The sequence below is a fragment of the Vibrio sp. QJM3NY_21 genome, from assembly GCF_057785975.1.
Map to the genome: position 1 here is coordinate 2,716,200 of NZ_CM173513.1, position 16,075 is coordinate 2,732,274.

Here is a 16,075-nt window from a genome sequence, read left to right on the forward strand (position 1 = left end):
GACTATGCCTTATCAATGTCCCCTTACGTTCAATGACGAACAAATTGAAATCTGCGAAATAAAAAATCAGCTCGAAATCTTCACGCAGTATCAAAAAAATGAATTTCTCAATCATCATCCAGTCACCGATTTGGTGCTGCTTCGTTCCGAATACATGGATTTGCTTCTCAATCGTTTATGGGAGCATTTTGGGTTCAACAAACTGCCTCATATTTCACTTGTTGCGGTGGGAGGCTATGGCCGTGGTGAACTACACCCTTTGTCCGATATTGATATCCTCATCGTCTCGCAAAAAACACTGCCACCCGCACTGGGTGAAAAAGTCAGTCAATTCATTACCCTACTCTGGGACTTGAAACTCGAAGTCGGCCACGCGGTGCGTACCATTGCAGAGTGTCTTGATATCGGCACCGATGATTTAACCGTTGCCACTAACCTGCAAGAGTCACGCTTACTGTGTGGCAGCGAAGACACCTTTCAAGAACTTAAGCTAAAGATTCATTCTGATTCATTTTGGCCAAGTGAGACCTTCTACAAAGCCAAGATTCAAGAACAGAGAGAGCGTCATGCTCGCTACCACGACACCACCTATAATCTAGAACCGGACATCAAATCGACTCCGGGAGGGCTCAGAGACATCCACACCCTGAGCTGGGTTGCGCGTCGACATTTTGGTGCAACGTCTTTATTGGAGATGAGCAAATACGGCTTTCTAACGGATGCTGAATATCGTGAGTTGGTCGAGTGCCAAGATTTCTTATGGCGTGTTCGCTTTGCACTGCACATTGAACTGCGCCGTTACGACAACCGTCTCACGTTTGCCCATCAAGCTCAGGTAGCGGAACACCTGGGTTACAGTGGTGAAGGTAACCGTGGCGTCGAGATGATGATGAAAGAGTTTTATCGAACACTTCGTCGCGTAGCCGAGCTCAATAAGATGCTGCTTAAGCTGTTCGATCAAGCGATCATCAATGGCGGCCAAACACAAGAAGCCGAGATTCTCGACAACGACTTCCAACGTCGAGGTTCATTAATCGAAGCGCGTAAGCCGGCTCTATTCCAAGCGAGACCAGAAACGATTCTCGATATGTTTATCCATATCGCGAATGACTCTTCTATCGAAGGGGTAAGCCCACCAACATTGCGCCAACTGCGAACCGCACGTCGCCGATTGAATCGCTTCTTACATACCATTCCTGAAGCTCGTGACAAGTTCATGGATTTGGTTCGCCACCCAAATGCACTGCACAAAGCCTTTAGTTTGATGCACAAATTGGGCGTGCTATCGGCCTATTTGCCACAGTGGAGCCAAATTGTTGGTCAAATGCAGTTTGATCTGTTTCATGTTTACACCGTGGATGAACACAGTATTCGCCTACTCAAACACATCAACCGCTTTGGCCAAATCGAGAACCACGATAAGCACCCTATCTGTTGTGAAGTGTATCCACGAGTTCAAAAGAAAGAGCTGTTGATTCTGGCGGCTATCTTCCACGACATAGGTAAAGGCCGCGGCGGAGACCACTCAGAAATTGGCGCTGTTGAAGCTTACTCTTTCTGTATTGAGCACGGGCTATCAAAACCAGAAGCCAAACAAGTCGCGTGGTTAGTACAAAACCACCTGTTAATGTCAGTGACCGCTCAACGCCGTGATATCTACGACCCTGATGTCATCACAGAGTTTGCTAAAAAAGTCCGCGACGAAGAATCATTAGAGCTACTGGTGTGCTTAACCGTCGCTGATATCTGCGCGACTAACCCTGAGTTGTGGAACAGCTGGAAACGCACCCTGTTAGCCGAGCTATTCCACTCTACGCAGCGCGCACTACGTCGTGGCTTAGAAAACCCAGTCGATGTCAGAGACCGTATTCGTCATAACCAGCAAATGGCATCTGCACTGCTGCGTAAAGAAGGCTTCACGGCTCGTGAGATTGAGGTGTTGTGGCAGCGTTTCAAAGCTGACTATTTCTTACGTCATACACACACTCAAATCGCATGGCACTGTGAACACTTACTTCGCTTAGAAGATCCGAGCCAACCTTTAGTGCTTATCAGCCAAAAAGCGACACGTGGCGGCACAGAGGTATTCGTTTACTGTAAAGACCAAGCGGCACTTTTTGCGACCGTGGTTGCCGAGCTCGACAGACGCAACTTTAACGTTCACGACGCACAAGTCATGGTCAGTAAAGATGGCCACGTTTTGGATACCTTTATCGTACTGGATCAGCACGGTGAAGCGATTGATGAAGCAAGACACAAAGCCGTCGCTAAGCATCTAACTCATGTTCTGGCTGATGGCCGCCCAACTAAGATTAAGACTCGTCGTACGCCACGTAACTTGCAGCATTTCAAGGTAAAAACCTTAGTTGAGTTCCTACCAACCAAGAGTAAAAAACGCACCTTGATGGAGTTAAGAGCTCTTGATACGCCGGGGTTGTTGGCTCAAGTCGGTGCAACCTTTGCTGAATTAGACATTAACTTGCACGGTGCGAAAATCACCACCATAGGTGAGAGAGCTGAAGATTTGTTTATTCTGACCAGTGACGCGGGAGGAAGACTGTCTGAAGAACAGGAACAAGCGCTAAGAGAAAGGTTAACAGAGCATGTTTCAGAACTCGCACCTTAGAAAGCTAATTTAGTGCTAGAAGTAAGTTATGACTAGGAAACAAGTTTAGCTTTAGGAACAGCTTTAATAGCCAAATAAGTGTGGGCAAAGATAGAGAGCGATCTTGCCCACAACTTACAATCAATTCCCATATATCAACTATCTAGCTCGTCATTAGGCTGCTACATTGATTAAGTCAATTACATAAAAGTATTACATTCATAAACTAGAGGTCGCTTATGTATCCAAACCTCACTGGCTTAGGTATCCACGAACCTAAACAGATTGAACGTTACTCCCTTCGCCAAGAAGCACATAAAGATATTCTCAAGATTTACTTTCGTAAACAGAAAGGCGAATTGTTCGCGAAAAGCGTTAAGTTTAAGTACCCACGACAAGTAAAAAGTGTGCTTGTTAGCGGCGGCAATAATCAATACAAAGAAGTGACAGAGATTAACCGCAACCTCACTCTTGTGATTGATGAACTCAACAAGATCACCAAACCTACGCCAACCGCTGAGGTCGATGTGAAGCAGAAGATCCTTACCGACTTACGCCACTTAGAGAAGGTTGTATCAAGTAAGATCGCAGAGATCGAAGCCGATCTAGAAAAGCTAAAATGATCCCGCGATGAGCGACTAGCTAACATTAGTTTTACCGCTAAGATTGCATAGACACAAAAAGGGCTGATATCACTATCAGCCCTTTATTTTTATTCTATTTTCTATGTTTACTAGACGCCTGGTCTTGACTTAGACGACCGTGCTTCAGCATTCACCAAGCTCGCATCCCACTCAAAGGTTTCAAATAACCTTAACCACGTTTCATCTAGGCTGGCCTTCATTACTAATTCTTTCTTTGTAAAAGGATGAATGAAACACAACTCAGAAGCGTGCAACAACAGACGGTGTGAGTCTAAATCATCGCGGAACAGTCGGTTGTGCTTACCATCACCATGTGAAGTATCGCCCACAATCGGATGTCTTAGATGAGCCATGTGACGACGCAGCTGATGTTTACGTCCTGTCTTAGGCATCATCTCAACTAAGCAATAACGACTGGTAGGAAAACGGCCTGTTGAATACGGCACTTCGACTTTCGCTAACGGCTCGTAAACGGTGACAGCTTCTTGTGGTTCTTTATCTTCTTTTGCAAACTTGTCTGCGATCTTATCCAACTCGACCTTGAGTGCGTAGTCGAGCGTATCACCTTCTTCTATCCAACCACGCACAATCGCATGATAGGTTTTTTGCATCTCATGGTTAGCGAACATCGGCATCACCTGTGAAGCAACCTCGCTCGACAACGCAAACACCAACACACCAGATGTCGGTCTGTCTAAGCGATGCAATGGAAATACATGCTGACCAATTTGATCACGCAGTGTCTGCATAACAAATTGAGTCTCGTGTTTATCGAGCCATGAGCGGTGCACCAGCATGCCGGCTGGCTTATTCACCGCGACAAAGTACTCATCTTGATAAATGATCTCTAACATTACGCACATACCTCATCAATGCTCTGAATCGTCACTAGCAGTTCAGCTTTGTCTGCCTCATTTTTCCATACTTCACCAAAATAAGGATGAATCGCAAAGCCTTTCGGTAGGCTCATTTGGGCATTCATCATTGCGTTGATCTTTACGATAAAGATCCACTGTAACCACTCTTCTGGCTGTAGCGAGTCAATCGCAAAAGGCTCAACGCTCGCCAGAGCTTCATCCGAAGGCGAAACATCGCTCCATAGGGAACATTGGCGCATTTGTTGTTCTAATTGTTGAAGTAAAAGAGGTAACTTTGTGGCAGCTGTCATTTTTCACCAAGTTATTTATCTAGTGACCTTGAAATTGGGGCATAGAGTACCATCTATTTAGGAAAGAAAGTTAGGAGCTTTATTACTATGGAAACGATTCACACGCTCACTCAGTTGCTAAAGAATAGCGGTTGCCAATACGACATCTACGACCTAGGTCGTCGTATCCAGAAAATCGACAACACCCTATTCTCTGATGTTGAGCAGGGGAAACAGCCATACCCGTTTCCACTTCAGAAACAAGCTCACTTAGCGATTAGCTACTGGAACGAACACAAGCAACCTTGGATCTGGTTTCTAAAATTCAAACTAGACGAAAGAGGCCTACTGCATCAAGGTGATGTGGGTAATTTTCTTAAGTTTGTTATCGAAGCAATGGGCACGCGTTTGAACGGCGATATCAGCGAAGAGCAACAGCAAAAGCTGTCAAACAACCCTTATACCTTCAAGCCTTCTGAAGACAAAATGGCTGTATTTCATAGCCAAGTAAGAGCAGGTTTAGACCTTGCGACGAGCCAATATTACGAGCACGCTCAGCATTACTTCACTGGCGAGCTAGGCTGGGATAACTGGAAAACGGTTGGTCTACAAGGCATCACCGATATGTGTGCGCGTTTAGGTAGCCAACAAAACGGTGTTTCTATTCGCAAAGCCATCAATAAGCTGCCATCAGAACCACTATACGCGACGTTAGGTGCGCTTGAGCATACACAAATCAATGACAAACTCGCGCAACGCTTACAAGAGCTTGCAGAGAATGAGATAGCTAGTAAAGAGCCTGATTTGTTCTTACTTTCAGCTTTGGTTCGTGCCCTTTCCGGTGCAGAACAAGGGATCGCGAATAACATCATTAACCAAGTTCTCGCTAGTCCACGCTTGAGCCACCAAGAAGTGTTGATTGGTTTAGCAGGTCGCAGTTGGCACGCACTACAAGACCCTGCTATTGCTGAGCAATTCTTACTGCGTCTCGCACAAACGGGCAATCAAAACCTGTTCAATCAGTTATTTGCAGATTTAGTGATGATTCCGACACTAAGAATGGTATTTTTACCCTTGTTGAATTCGAACCCATCACCTGAGCTCGCAAACGCATTGATTGAGTTACAACAAGCGACTAAGTCTCAATAACGAACTGACGACTAACTCAGGAACGGGCTTGCTCTATAGCTCGTTGAAATACGCTGTAATGACAATTGGAATAGAGATAAAAGGAAGTATGGATTAAATGATAGATAACTTATTGGCTATTTTGATGCTGTGCTTCTTTTGCTTTTTCTTTTGGCAGCAGCGCAGGCAATCAGAGCTTGCGAAAACTGCCATTACGAGAAAATGTAAAGAGCTCGACTTGCAGCTATTAAGCGTTGCCTTCAGTGGTCATAAATTTAAGATGCGCCATGAACTAACCACCATTTGGCGCTGGCACACTGTGTACCAATTTGAGTTTTCAGCATTGGGTGATGACCTGTACCAAGGAAAACTGACCATGGTGGGGTTCCGCTCTATGCGGTTTGAGCTACAGCCTCATAGAATGTAACGTCGCAAAACTCGGTATAACGATATTCATGATAAGGGCCAAACTGATCTTGTTTGGTCTCTTTAAATGCAAAGCCTAACTTTTCGAGTAACTTAATCGATGGGTTATGACCGACATTAACGGTCGCAACAACATTCGTTAGGTGCTCTTCAAAACACACCAAACTGAAGAAAGGTTTTAGCACTTCGCTAGCAAGACCTTGATTCCAAAATTCTTTATCCAAAATAAAGCCAAGCTCATGCTGACCCTCTTCTGATGAAACAAAGACATGTCCAAGATATTCACGGGTTTGGTTATGGATAATCGCGCGGCAGAAGCCGACGTTATCGTTCAGTATTTCTTGAAATAGGTGTTTTGCAGAGGCGATAGAGTGCGGCCCATTCATTTCAGCTCGATTAATGGGGCAGCAATTCAACTTGATAAAGTCGTGTTGTAGCTGTTCGGTATAAGGTACCAACAGCGTTCTTGAGGTTGCTATCGTCATAAAACACTCCTTGTGTTGACCATTAGCAGAAAAGCAGATGTCGCGCTCTTAGATATAAGCTCCTGAATTAAAGAGAGCCCCTAGATAGAGAAAAGCCTCAGATAAAGAAAAGCCCCGACACCGAAGTGTCAGGGCTAGGGTCTTACTCGCAGCAGTCCGGCTACTAATAAATGCTCCATGCATCATCCATAATAGTGGCTGTAATCCTTCAGCTCTTTCCTTTACTTCGCCGTCTTAGCGGTGTCCAATCATCCTGAAAGCTAACAATCCTAGTTAGCGCACATCACTTGTTCCGTGAGCGGTGTCCTTTACATCGTCCTGATGCTAATCCAACCCTTTAAACCCTAAAGGTGTCCATTGTCATTCCGTTGCAGCCAACTTCCTGTTAACTGACTGTATCCCTACAATGTCCTTACGCTCCATGCTTGACTACTCAATCCTAAGTAACCAAATCTTCATCCTGAAGATAACCAAATCCTTGGTGCTTTCCTGTTCCGTGTCAGAATCCTTCCGACAAGGTTTAATTTACGCGATTTAGGATTTTGGACAATAGATTTGCATCACACTTTCAATTCAATAAAGTTGTTAATTATATAAAACAATTAAAATTCAGCAATTTAACCATATGCACTTAAATCTCTCTAGTGATGTATTCGTGTTATCTCACAGCCTTTGTAAGAGATCTCTCACAAGCTATGGGCGGTTTTATGATTCGCTATCATTCACCGGAGCGAGTAAAATGACCAAAGACTAAAAATGGAGGTCAACATGCTGACAAAAGATGTGTCTGAAGAGTTGAAATCAGTGCTTGAAGGACTGCAAGCACAAGGGAAAGAGCCGACAGTTGCTTTAGTTAAAGCTCGTATGAGCACATCCGTTCCGATGCCAGCTTTAATCATGACTATCAAAAGCTGGAAAAGCGCCAATCGCGTCCCTAAAGTGGAAGTCGCGACACAAGAAGCGCCGACACTTGATCGTGTTAGCCAACTAGAAAAGCAAATCCTTGAACTTACCACTCGCGTTGCCACGCTTGAAGCTAAGTTAACGAAACAATAAGTTAACTGAACAATAAGCTAACTGGTCAATAAGGCAACTGAGCAATAAGTTGACCGATAAATAAGCTAACAGAGAAATAGAACACTATGAAGATATGGGTTGATGCGGACGCTTGTCCTAAGGTTATCCGAGAAACAATCGTACGCGCAGCTGAACGCACAGGGGTGGAATGTACCTTTGTCGCGAACCATTTGGTTCCCGTTCCCAAGCGTAATAACATTCACTCAATTCAAGTTCCAAGCGGATTTGATATTGCAGATGATGAAATAGTAAAGCGCACTGAACCCGGCGATCTCGTGATTACCTCCGATATCCCTCTCGCTGATGAAGTGATCACCAAAGGTGCGCTTGCTTTAAGCTCTCGCGGCGAGCTTTACACCAAAGAGACCATTAAAGCGCGTCTCAACATTCGTGACTTTATGGATACTATGCGTTCAAGCGGTATCCAAACTGGCGGACCAAGCACTCTTTCTCAAACCGACCGTCGTGAGTTCGCAAACCACCTCGATCGCCTACTAGCTAAACGCTAACCGCAGTCTTTCTAATGACGACAACTTTAGAAATCGTCACTTAGTCGATACAGCCCCGATGAAATTTTAATCGACATACTCCGTTCTTAATATTTATTACAATAACGGAGTATTGCTTATGATTCGTCGAATCGCCCTCTCACTATCCATTGTTTTTGGCAGCACCCAACTTTCTTTTGCCGGTGAGGACTTTGCTGATGAAGTCTTTGCCAATGAAGACGTTGCTGATCAAGAATACGGAATCATCGGAGGCAGTATCACCTATGGTGAAAGTGTTTTCTCCACTAAAAGTGCCCCTCAATTTAGCGCGACACCAAACCTATTCTACTCAGGTCCAAAAGGTTTCATCGATGGCAGCCTAGCCAATTGGCAACTGCTACCTTATGTGGGGTTATCTGGAAACTGGCGCTTTGCAGAGGTGTCAAACACTTTTGTAGACCTACCTAACGGCATTCAAGACAGAGATGGTAATGGAGAACTGGGGATAACTTTAGGAACGGTAGGGGCACGCCTCACCTACTTACACGATGTGACTTCAGAACATAACGGCTACGAAGTTCAGCTTCACTTAGGCAGAACATTAGAAACCTGGACGCAACCATTTACTATTACGCCTTACATAGAAATCGACTATCGAGACAAAAAGCTCTCAAATCATCTTTACAGTATTTCCAGCGCCGAATCTTCTTCCTCAGGATTGAGTCAGTTTGATTCTGGGTCAACCTTTGTCTATCAAGCCGGGTTCATCGGACTCTACGAGTTTACGCCGACTTGGATTGGTATCGCGAGAGCAGACCTTATTCATCATGATAGCGACAGTACTTTAATCCAACGAGATTTGGGCTGGTCATTGGAGTTTGGCGTCACCTATCGGTTTGCAGGATTGTAAGTTTACTGGCTCATACAAAAAGAGCCTGCATCAATGCAGGCTCTTGGGTATACCATCTTTTATTCAGTTAATAAGCGAATCGAAATGTTCGCCCATCACTGTTAACTAAGGCGTGTAGAAAGTTGCAGCGCCTGGACCTACTGGTAGACCGAATACGAATACCCATAAGTAGAACAAGATACTCCAACCGAACATGAATACCATTGAGTAAGGTAGCATTGTCGCAATCAGTGTACCAATACCTAGGTTCTTCATGTAACGAGTCGCTACTGCAAGGATAAGACCGAAATAGCTCATCATTGGTGTAATGATGTTGGTTGTTGAATCACCGATACGGTAAGCCGCTTGAATCGTTTCTGGTGCATAGCCTACTAGCATCAACATTGGAACGAAGATTGGTGCTGTTACTGCCCACTGTGCAGACGCTGAACCGATCATCAGGTTAATGAAGCCACACATTAAGATAAACGCGAAGAACAACATTGGACCCGTTAAGCCAATATCTTGTAAGAAGCTAGCGCCACCTACAGCAACGACTTGACCAAAGTTCGTCCACTTAAAGAAAGCAACAAACTGTGCAGCAAAGAAGACAAGAACAATGTACATGCCCATTGAAGACATAGACGTCGCCATTGCATTAATCACATCACGGTCATTCTTCATTGAACCGGTAACTTTACCGTAAACAAAACCAGGAATAGCAAAGAATACAAAGATAAACGCGACGATACTTTTCAGGAATGGAGAGCCTGAAATCGTGCCCGCCTCTGAACGTAGAACACCATCAGCAGGAACAACAGTCCAAGCTAAAAGCGCACTGACGATTAATACTGCAACACCCGCAAACTTAAGGCCTTTCTTCTCAGTATCATTGAGCTTACCCATTGAGTCATTTGAAAGGTCTTCAGACGCGTCTTCGTCGTTGTATTTACCCAGCTTAGGTTCAACAATCTTCTCTGTTACAAATGCACCGGCAATCGAGATAAAGAAGGTCGAAACAAACATGAAGTACCAGTTTGATTCAGGGCCAACAGAGTAAGAAGGATCAAGCATTTGTGCCGCTGTTTCTGTGATACCAGAAAGCAGTGGATCAACCGTACCGATAAGTAGGTTTGCAGAATAACCACCAGATACACCAGCAAATGCTGCAGCTAGACCTGCTAATGGGTGACGACCCAATGAGTGGAAAAGCATTGCTGCAAGAGGAATAAGAACTACGTAACCCAGCTCAGATGCCGTGTTAGAGATAATACCGGCAAATACCACGGTTACAGTAACCATACGCTGAGATGCGCCCATTACCATGCCGCGCATTGCAGCAGATAAAAGACCAGAATGTTCAGCAATGGCTACACCTAACATGGCAACAAGCACGGTGCCTAAAGGAGCAAAGCCAACAAAATTTGTAACGAGATTTGTAACGATAAGTTGTAGGCCTTCAGCATTAAGCAGGCTTACAACGTGGATCATACCATCAGCAGCACGACCGCTAGCACCTTCTGGGCGAGGATCCATTACAGATACTTCGAAGTAACCAGCAATTCCTGAAGAGACTAGGATTGCGACACAGAAGATTGCAAAAAGAGTGATTGGGTGGGGTAAAAGGTTCCCCAAATATTCAACGCTGTCTAAAAAGCGAGTGAAAATAGGTTTCTTTGGTGCGTTGTTTTTTATTGAAGCAGATGAACTCATCTGTTCCCTCCTTGTGTAGTGATTCCTGTGCAATTGTGACAAAGATGTTCAAATTGCCAGCGAAGGGTACGCGACAAAATTATCAATTAGAAATTCAAAATGTTACAAGATGTGTAACAAACAACTACTTTTAACTCCATTTGAACAATTAATTAGCAAATAAATCTACATTAAATACAAAAACTAGATTTATAATTTACAATCACACATTCACTACAGATATAACTAATGATATAACTCATTGATTCATTTAAAAACAAAGCACAGCGTACTTTAAATAAGCACTCAATATTCAGCAAGGTTCCTCTCGAAGGAAAAGAAAAACAGACAAATGAATGAAGTTTGACTTTCCCCTCGTTTTTACACACGTGTCACATCATATTGACGGTTATTTTTGAACCGCTTTAAATCTTGGATTGGATTTACAGATCACATAGTGACGCCCTCTACGCTTAACTATCTGGCAATCAGGGTGACGGCTTTTCGCACTTTTAAGTGATTTAACAACTTTCATTATTTAGATCCCTTACCTAATTGACCAAAGCGACGAGTAAAGTTAGCAACACGTCCCTCTTTATGTAGCACTCTCTGTTTACCCGTATAGAAAGGATGCGATTTTGCAGACACTTCAATCGTGAAATAAGGGTAAGTATTGCCATCTTCCCATTCGATAGTACGTTCTGTTTTCAACGTTGAGCCAATCAAGAAGTACTCATCAACACTGGTGTCGTGGAACACCACTGTGCGGTAGTCAGGGTGGATATTCGGTTTCATTGTATTTCCCTAAATATTAAAATTGATACGTTATAACATATCAAGTGATAATTATTATCAAAAGAAAAACAAGCGATTTTATGATATTTTTCCGCCATAGATCGTAATTAGAGAACGTCCACTCATGTACTCCATTGAACCAATTGGCTTTATAGAGTCTCCCTATAAAGAGAAGTTCGCGGTACCCAGGCAGCCTAGATTGGTGCCAACATCCACCTCAAGAGTCAAGTTGGTTGACGCAGCAAACTGCCTTGAGTCTGTGCGAGATATTGAGCAATTTAGCCATGTGTGGTTGTTGTTTTTGTTCGATAAGAACCTTGAAGCAGGCTGGAAACCAACAGTGAGACCACCTCGCCTTGGCGGGAATGAACGTATTGGTGTCTTCGCGTCTCGTGCCACATTCAGACCGAATGGAATAGGCATGTCTGCAGTTGAACTCAAAGGGGTATCTCAAGAAAAGGGACAAACTTGGTTGGACTTAGGCAGTGTTGATCTCGTTGACAGCACACCTATCATCGACATCAAGCCTTATATCCCCTACTCGGATTCGATTCCCGATGCACTAGGAGGGTTTGCCGCCGATGAACCTGAAGTGTTAGATGTGAGCTTCTCGCAGCAAGCCCAAAGTAAGCTGTCTGGTCACCCACAGGCGCGCCATATCATTCAGGTGATCAAAGAAGTGTTAGGCCAAGATCCACGACCCGCCTATAAGAAAGACAAGCCAGACAGTAAAGAATATGCGGTAAATTTGTTCGATCTTAACGTGAAATTCGTTGTCGAAACGCTTTTCATCAATGTTACCGACATTGAACGCTTTTGAGATCCCAAATAGGCTGATATTATATACGGCTATATCAGATTTGCTGTCGTCACTAACTGCAGCAAGTTTTCTTTTATCAATGATGAAACGGATACCATAGAATGCGTACCAGTAACTACCTTCTTTCTACTCTGAAAGAGACTCCAAACGACGCAGAAGTTATCAGCCACCAGCTGATGCTACGTGCAGGTATGATCCGTAAGCTAGCTTCAGGTTTATATACTTGGCTACCTACTGGTCTACGTGTACTGCGTAAAGTCGAAAATATCGTTCGCCAAGAGATCGATAATGCAGGTGCCGTTGAAATCTTGATGCCCGTAGTTCAACCATTTGAGCTTTGGGAAGAGACTGGCCGTTCTGAAAAGATGGGTCCTGAGCTACTTCGTTTCACAGACCGTCATTCTCGTCCGTTTGTTCTTAGCCCAACAGCAGAAGAAGTGGTAACGAGCCTAGTACGTAACGAGATCAGCTCTTATAAACAGCTTCCTCTAAATCTGTACCAAATCCAGACTAAATTCCGCGATGAACGCCGCCCTCGTTTTGGCGTAATGCGTGCACGTGAATTCTCTATGATGGATGCGTACAGCTTTGATATCGACAAAGAAGGCTTAGAAAAGTCTTACCAAGCGATGCACGATGCTTACTGTAAAGCATTCGACCGCATGGGCCTTGAGTACCGTCCAGTATTGGCAGACTCTGGCGCAATCGGCGGCAGCGGCTCTCAAGAGTTCCACGTTCTTGCTGAAAGCGGTGAAGACCTAATCGCATTCTCTTCTGAGTCTGATTACGCAGCGAACATCGAGAAAGCAGAAGCACTAGCTCCAACGACTGAAGCGGCAGCGCCAACTCAAGAGATGGAACTTGTTGATACGCCAAACGCAAAAACAATCGCAGAGCTTGTAGAACAACACGGTCTAGCAATCGAGAAGACAGTTAAGACTCTATTCGTTAAAGCTTCTGATGAAGTAGATGCAGACATCATCGCACTGATCATCCGTGGCGACCACGAACTGAACGAAGTGAAAGCAGAGAACCTTCCACAAGTTGCTTCTCCGCTAGAGATGGCTTCTGAAGAAGAAATCCGCGCACTTGTTGGTGCAGGTCCTGGTTCACTTGGCCCTGTTGGTCTAGAGCTACCATTCATCGTTGACCGCTCTGTTGCTGTAATGAGTGACTTCGGCGCTGGCGCAAACGTAGATGGTAAGCACTACTTTGGCATCAACTGGGGTCGTGACGTTGAACTTGCTCAAGTTGAAGACCTACGTAACGTTGTTGAAGGCGACCTTAGCCCATGTGGTCAAGGTACTATCCAGCTTAAGCGCGGTATCGAAGTTGGTCACATCTTCCAACTAGGTAATACTTACTCTAAAGCAATGAACTGTAACGTGCTTGGTCCTGATGGTAAGAGCGTAATCCTAGAAATGGGTTGTTACGGTATCGGTGTTTCACGTGTTGTTGCATCTGCTATCGAGCAAAACCACGATAAATTCGGTATCACTTGGCCAGACGCACTAGCGCCGTTCCAAGTTGCTATCGTACCAATGAACATGCACAAATCTGAGCGCGTTAAAGAAGCAGCTGAGAAGCTATACGCTGAATTAACAGCTATGGGTATCGAAGTACTATTCGATGACCGTAAAGAGCGCCCAGGTGTAATGTTTAAAGATATCGAGCTAGTGGGTATCCCTCACACTATCGTTATCGGTGATCGCAGCATGGACGAAGGTAACTTCGAATACAAAAACCGTCGTACTGGTGATAAAGAAGCTATCGCAATGGACACGGTTATCGAGCACCTTAAAGCTCAACTAGCTTAGTAATCCGATTGCTTGTGCTTGCAAGCTGATAGATAGATAAACATTGAAAGGCTGCCATTAGGTGGCCTTTTTTGTGCCTGTTGTTTCTCTTCAAATTCCCTTCTATTTATCACAAGAGTAAATAACGTAAGTTAATCCCCTGTTCATCTTTATATCCGTATATTGGTCTCAACTACTCTTTGACACATTTACATTGGAGGTATCGATGGATATCAAAAGCTTACTGAACCAAGCACTTAAATCAGATCTCGTTAAACAAGGCACTCAGAAACTGTCACAAGGGTCTTCAAGTTTAAGTGGCCTTTCTAAAGGCAGCAATGGCAAGAGTAGCAGTAAAAGTACACTAGTAGCCTTCGGTGCAGGCGCAGTTGGCGGCGGTCTGTTAGGTGCGTTAATGGGCTCTAAGAAAACCAAGAAAATGGGTAAGAAAGCCGCTGGTATTGGTGGTGCAGCGGCACTTGGCGCACTCGCTTACAAGGTCTATAACGACTATCAATCTAAACAAGGCCAAACACCGAATGTCGAACAAGCTCAATTTGATGAGAACGACTCAAACCATAGTGTGCTGATTCTAAGATCTATGATTGCTGCGTCCAAAGCCGATGGTCATGTCGATGAGGAGGAAATGGCCAAGATCGAGCAAGCGGTCGAAAATATGGGTGCGGACTATCAACTGACTAAATTGGTCTCTGAAGAACTTCACAAGCCACTCGACCCAAGCGAAATCGCTCAACTGGCAACGTCGCCTCAACAAGCGAGTGAGATTTATTTAGCCTCTTTGATTGTAGCGGATGAGCAAAACTTCATGGAGAAGGCTTACCTCAAAGAACTAGCTAAGCAACTCAACCTTGCTGATGAAGTTACTTATCAACTTGAACAACAAATATCCGGCTAATCATTAGATACTAAGCGACTCAATAAATACCAGCGAATCGTAAAGAACGACTCAAATGGCAAGCTAGCAAAGTAATACATTGAGCATTAACAGAATGAGATATTGAGCAAGAACAAACTAACTCTGAACTTAATCAGATCCACTTTGTTTTTGCTTATCTCTATGTGTATATTGAGATCAGTTATCATTTGGTTAGGTATAAAAATGAAAGTATACGATTGTTGTGATTTGGTGCGTGCACTGTATTCTCAAATTGGCAGTGGCGACCAAGGCTATATCCCTAAAGCGATCACCTGCGCGGTAAAAACATTGAATGACCTTGCTGCAGATGAATCTCTTCCTAAAGAAGCACGTGATCGCGCTGCATTTGCCGCAGCCAATCTGCTGATCTCAGATTTCGAGGACTAATATGAACCTCGCTAACTTTGAAAAGATGGACTCTGTGATGTTGATGAGCATCGTCAACATGAAGCTACGTGACGACTTCGGCGGTGATTTGGATCGAGTAGTCAACTTCTACGAAATCGACAAAGCAGCCTTGATCGCTAAACTTGCATCTGCTGGTTTTGAGTTCCTTCCAGAAGCCAAACAGTTTCGATAGCCATTTAAAACAAGCTTGATTTTGAAAGGCCAGCCTCAGTGTTGGTCTTTTTTATTGGTGATACGTATTGGATAAACATGTAGTTAGCCAGTTATAAATTATCTGTCTACATCTATACTTTTATATCTTAGAGTCAACGAACGCTCCTTGAACCAAAGCGTATTGTTGTATAGGCTACCTCAAATAGCATATAAAACTCATCACCCAATCTGATGATAGCGAAGGATTAACAATGAAAAGACTCGGACTTTTGGCAGTTTTCGCTGCAACACTGACTGCAGGTTGCGCTTCAAATACTCAGCAAGACAACTTTCGTGAAGCCTCTTTTGAGCTGTGTAATACCGAAGTCGATATCTACTCAGTAAGCCATGATGAGCGAATTCGTATCGTCTGTTCTGATGGTTCTAAATTCGCTTTGAACAGCGAAGATACACTAGAAGTAATGCGTGATATCAACATCGACTATTGTGATGGCGAAGGCTTAGGCAAATTCAACGAGAGCCGCAGCTACTACTCGTTTAGATGTAAGTCAGGTACTTTACTGAGCATCAAAAAGTAAAATCGAT

Annotated in this window: 19 protein-coding genes; 13 read left to right on the forward strand and 6 right to left on the reverse strand. The window is 44.1% G+C overall.

The window, feature by feature from the left end; all coding sequences use genetic code 11:
• The first annotated feature begins 4 nt into the window (after positions 1-4).
• Positions 5-2,626 (forward strand): bifunctional uridylyltransferase/uridylyl-removing protein GlnD, encoded by a 2,622-nt coding sequence (gene glnD / locus AC3CID_RS11970; protein ID WP_065205032.1) that lies wholly within the window; start codon positions 5-7, stop codon positions 2,624-2,626.
• 218 nt (positions 2,627-2,844) lie between these two features.
• Positions 2,845-3,228 carry a DUF3461 family protein gene (locus AC3CID_RS11975; protein WP_004734354.1) on the forward strand — a complete coding sequence of 128 codons (384 nt, stop codon included), beginning with the start codon at positions 2,845-2,847 and terminating at the stop codon, positions 3,226-3,228.
• A gap of 110 nt (positions 3,229-3,338) precedes the next feature.
• On the opposite strand, the gene truC is transcribed toward AC3CID_RS11975, so the two are convergent.
• The gene (truC, locus tag AC3CID_RS11980; RefSeq protein ID WP_488526598.1) at positions 3,339-4,103 is read right to left on the reverse strand and encodes a tRNA pseudouridine(65) synthase TruC; all 765 of its coding nucleotides are present in this window, start codon (positions 4,101-4,103) and stop codon (positions 3,339-3,341) included.
• On the reverse strand, positions 4,103-4,417 hold the full coding sequence (locus AC3CID_RS11985) for a YqcC family protein (RefSeq protein ID WP_146457440.1): 315 nt from the start codon (positions 4,415-4,417) through the stop codon (positions 4,103-4,105). Before AC3CID_RS11985 ends, truC begins: the two co-directional genes overlap by 1 nt.
• 87 nt (positions 4,418-4,504) lie before the next feature.
• On the opposite strand from AC3CID_RS11985, the gene AC3CID_RS11990 reads away from it, so the two are divergent.
• Together AC3CID_RS11990 and AC3CID_RS11995 are read left to right on the forward strand one after the other, a co-directional pair.
• Positions 4,505-5,545: a DUF3549 family protein gene (locus AC3CID_RS11990; protein ID WP_488526599.1), complete on the forward strand. Its 1,041-nt coding sequence runs from the start codon at positions 4,505-4,507 to the stop codon at positions 5,543-5,545.
• A 97-nt stretch (positions 5,546-5,642) separates the two neighbouring features.
• The gene (locus tag AC3CID_RS11995; RefSeq protein ID WP_102453323.1) at positions 5,643-5,951 is read left to right on the forward strand and encodes a DUF3301 domain-containing protein; all 309 of its coding nucleotides are present in this window, start codon (positions 5,643-5,645) and stop codon (positions 5,949-5,951) included.
• On the opposite strand, the gene AC3CID_RS12000 is transcribed toward AC3CID_RS11995, so the two are convergent.
• Positions 5,917-6,435: a GNAT family N-acetyltransferase gene (locus AC3CID_RS12000; protein ID WP_102447344.1), complete on the reverse strand. Its 519-nt coding sequence runs from the start codon at positions 6,433-6,435 to the stop codon at positions 5,917-5,919. The two genes, AC3CID_RS11995 and AC3CID_RS12000, sit on opposite strands and share 35 nt — an antisense overlap.
• A 768-nt stretch (positions 6,436-7,203) precedes the next feature.
• On the opposite strand from AC3CID_RS12000, the gene AC3CID_RS12005 reads away from it, so the two are divergent.
• The 3 genes from AC3CID_RS12005 to AC3CID_RS12015 all read left to right on the forward strand — a co-directional run bounded on the left by AC3CID_RS12005 (position 7,204) and on the right by AC3CID_RS12015 (position 8,910).
• Entirely contained in the window at positions 7,204-7,491 is a 288-nt protein-coding gene (locus tag AC3CID_RS12005; protein ID WP_488526600.1) for a hypothetical protein, read from the forward strand.
• 86 nt (positions 7,492-7,577) lie between these two features.
• A complete protein-coding gene (locus AC3CID_RS12010; RefSeq protein ID WP_004734361.1) occupies positions 7,578-8,021 on the forward strand; it encodes a YaiI/YqxD family protein in 444 nt (147 codons plus the stop codon).
• Positions 8,022-8,139: 118 nt separating this feature from the next.
• A complete protein-coding gene (locus AC3CID_RS12015; RefSeq protein ID WP_488526601.1) occupies positions 8,140-8,910 on the forward strand; it encodes a MipA/OmpV family protein in 771 nt (256 codons plus the stop codon).
• A 105-nt stretch (positions 8,911-9,015) separates the two neighbouring features.
• On the opposite strand, the gene AC3CID_RS12020 is transcribed toward AC3CID_RS12015, so the two are convergent.
• From AC3CID_RS12020 to AC3CID_RS12030, 3 genes are all read right to left on the reverse strand, one after another.
• Positions 9,016-10,602: an AbgT family transporter gene (locus AC3CID_RS12020; RefSeq protein ID WP_016800687.1), complete on the reverse strand. Its 1,587-nt coding sequence runs from the start codon at positions 10,600-10,602 to the stop codon at positions 9,016-9,018.
• A 388-nt stretch (positions 10,603-10,990) separates the two neighbouring features.
• Complete coding sequence (gene ykgO, locus AC3CID_RS12025; protein ID WP_010436457.1) at positions 10,991-11,116, reverse strand: type B 50S ribosomal protein L36; 126 nt, start codon at positions 11,114-11,116, stop codon at positions 10,991-10,993.
• Entirely contained in the window at positions 11,116-11,376 is a 261-nt protein-coding gene (locus AC3CID_RS12030; protein WP_016800686.1) for a type B 50S ribosomal protein L31, read from the reverse strand. Before AC3CID_RS12030 ends, ykgO begins: the two co-directional genes overlap by 1 nt.
• A gap of 124 nt (positions 11,377-11,500) precedes the next feature.
• On the opposite strand from AC3CID_RS12030, the gene tsaA reads away from it, so the two are divergent.
• From tsaA to AC3CID_RS12060, 6 genes are all read left to right on the forward strand, one after another.
• Positions 11,501-12,196 carry a tRNA (N6-threonylcarbamoyladenosine(37)-N6)-methyltransferase TrmO gene (tsaA, locus tag AC3CID_RS12035; protein ID WP_488518166.1) on the forward strand — a complete coding sequence of 232 codons (696 nt, stop codon included), beginning with the start codon at positions 11,501-11,503 and terminating at the stop codon, positions 12,194-12,196.
• A gap of 101 nt (positions 12,197-12,297) precedes the next feature.
• Positions 12,298-14,013 carry a proline--tRNA ligase gene (locus tag AC3CID_RS12040; protein WP_019821597.1) on the forward strand — a complete coding sequence of 572 codons (1,716 nt, stop codon included), beginning with the start codon at positions 12,298-12,300 and terminating at the stop codon, positions 14,011-14,013.
• Between the two features lie 205 nt (positions 14,014-14,218).
• Positions 14,219-14,908 carry a tellurite resistance TerB family protein gene (locus AC3CID_RS12045; protein ID WP_488526602.1) on the forward strand — a complete coding sequence of 230 codons (690 nt, stop codon included), beginning with the start codon at positions 14,219-14,221 and terminating at the stop codon, positions 14,906-14,908.
• A gap of 204 nt (positions 14,909-15,112) precedes the next feature.
• Positions 15,113-15,316, forward strand: coding sequence for a YaeP family protein (locus AC3CID_RS12050; RefSeq protein ID WP_065205042.1), 204 nt, complete (start codon positions 15,113-15,115; stop codon positions 15,314-15,316).
• Between the two features lies 1 nt (position 15,317).
• A complete protein-coding gene (locus AC3CID_RS12055; RefSeq protein WP_004736793.1) occupies positions 15,318-15,509 on the forward strand; it encodes a DUF4250 domain-containing protein in 192 nt (63 codons plus the stop codon).
• A 232-nt stretch (positions 15,510-15,741) separates the two neighbouring features.
• Positions 15,742-16,068: a hypothetical protein gene (locus AC3CID_RS12060; RefSeq protein ID WP_004736794.1), complete on the forward strand. Its 327-nt coding sequence runs from the start codon at positions 15,742-15,744 to the stop codon at positions 16,066-16,068.
• The last annotated feature ends 7 nt before the right edge of the window (positions 16,069-16,075 follow it).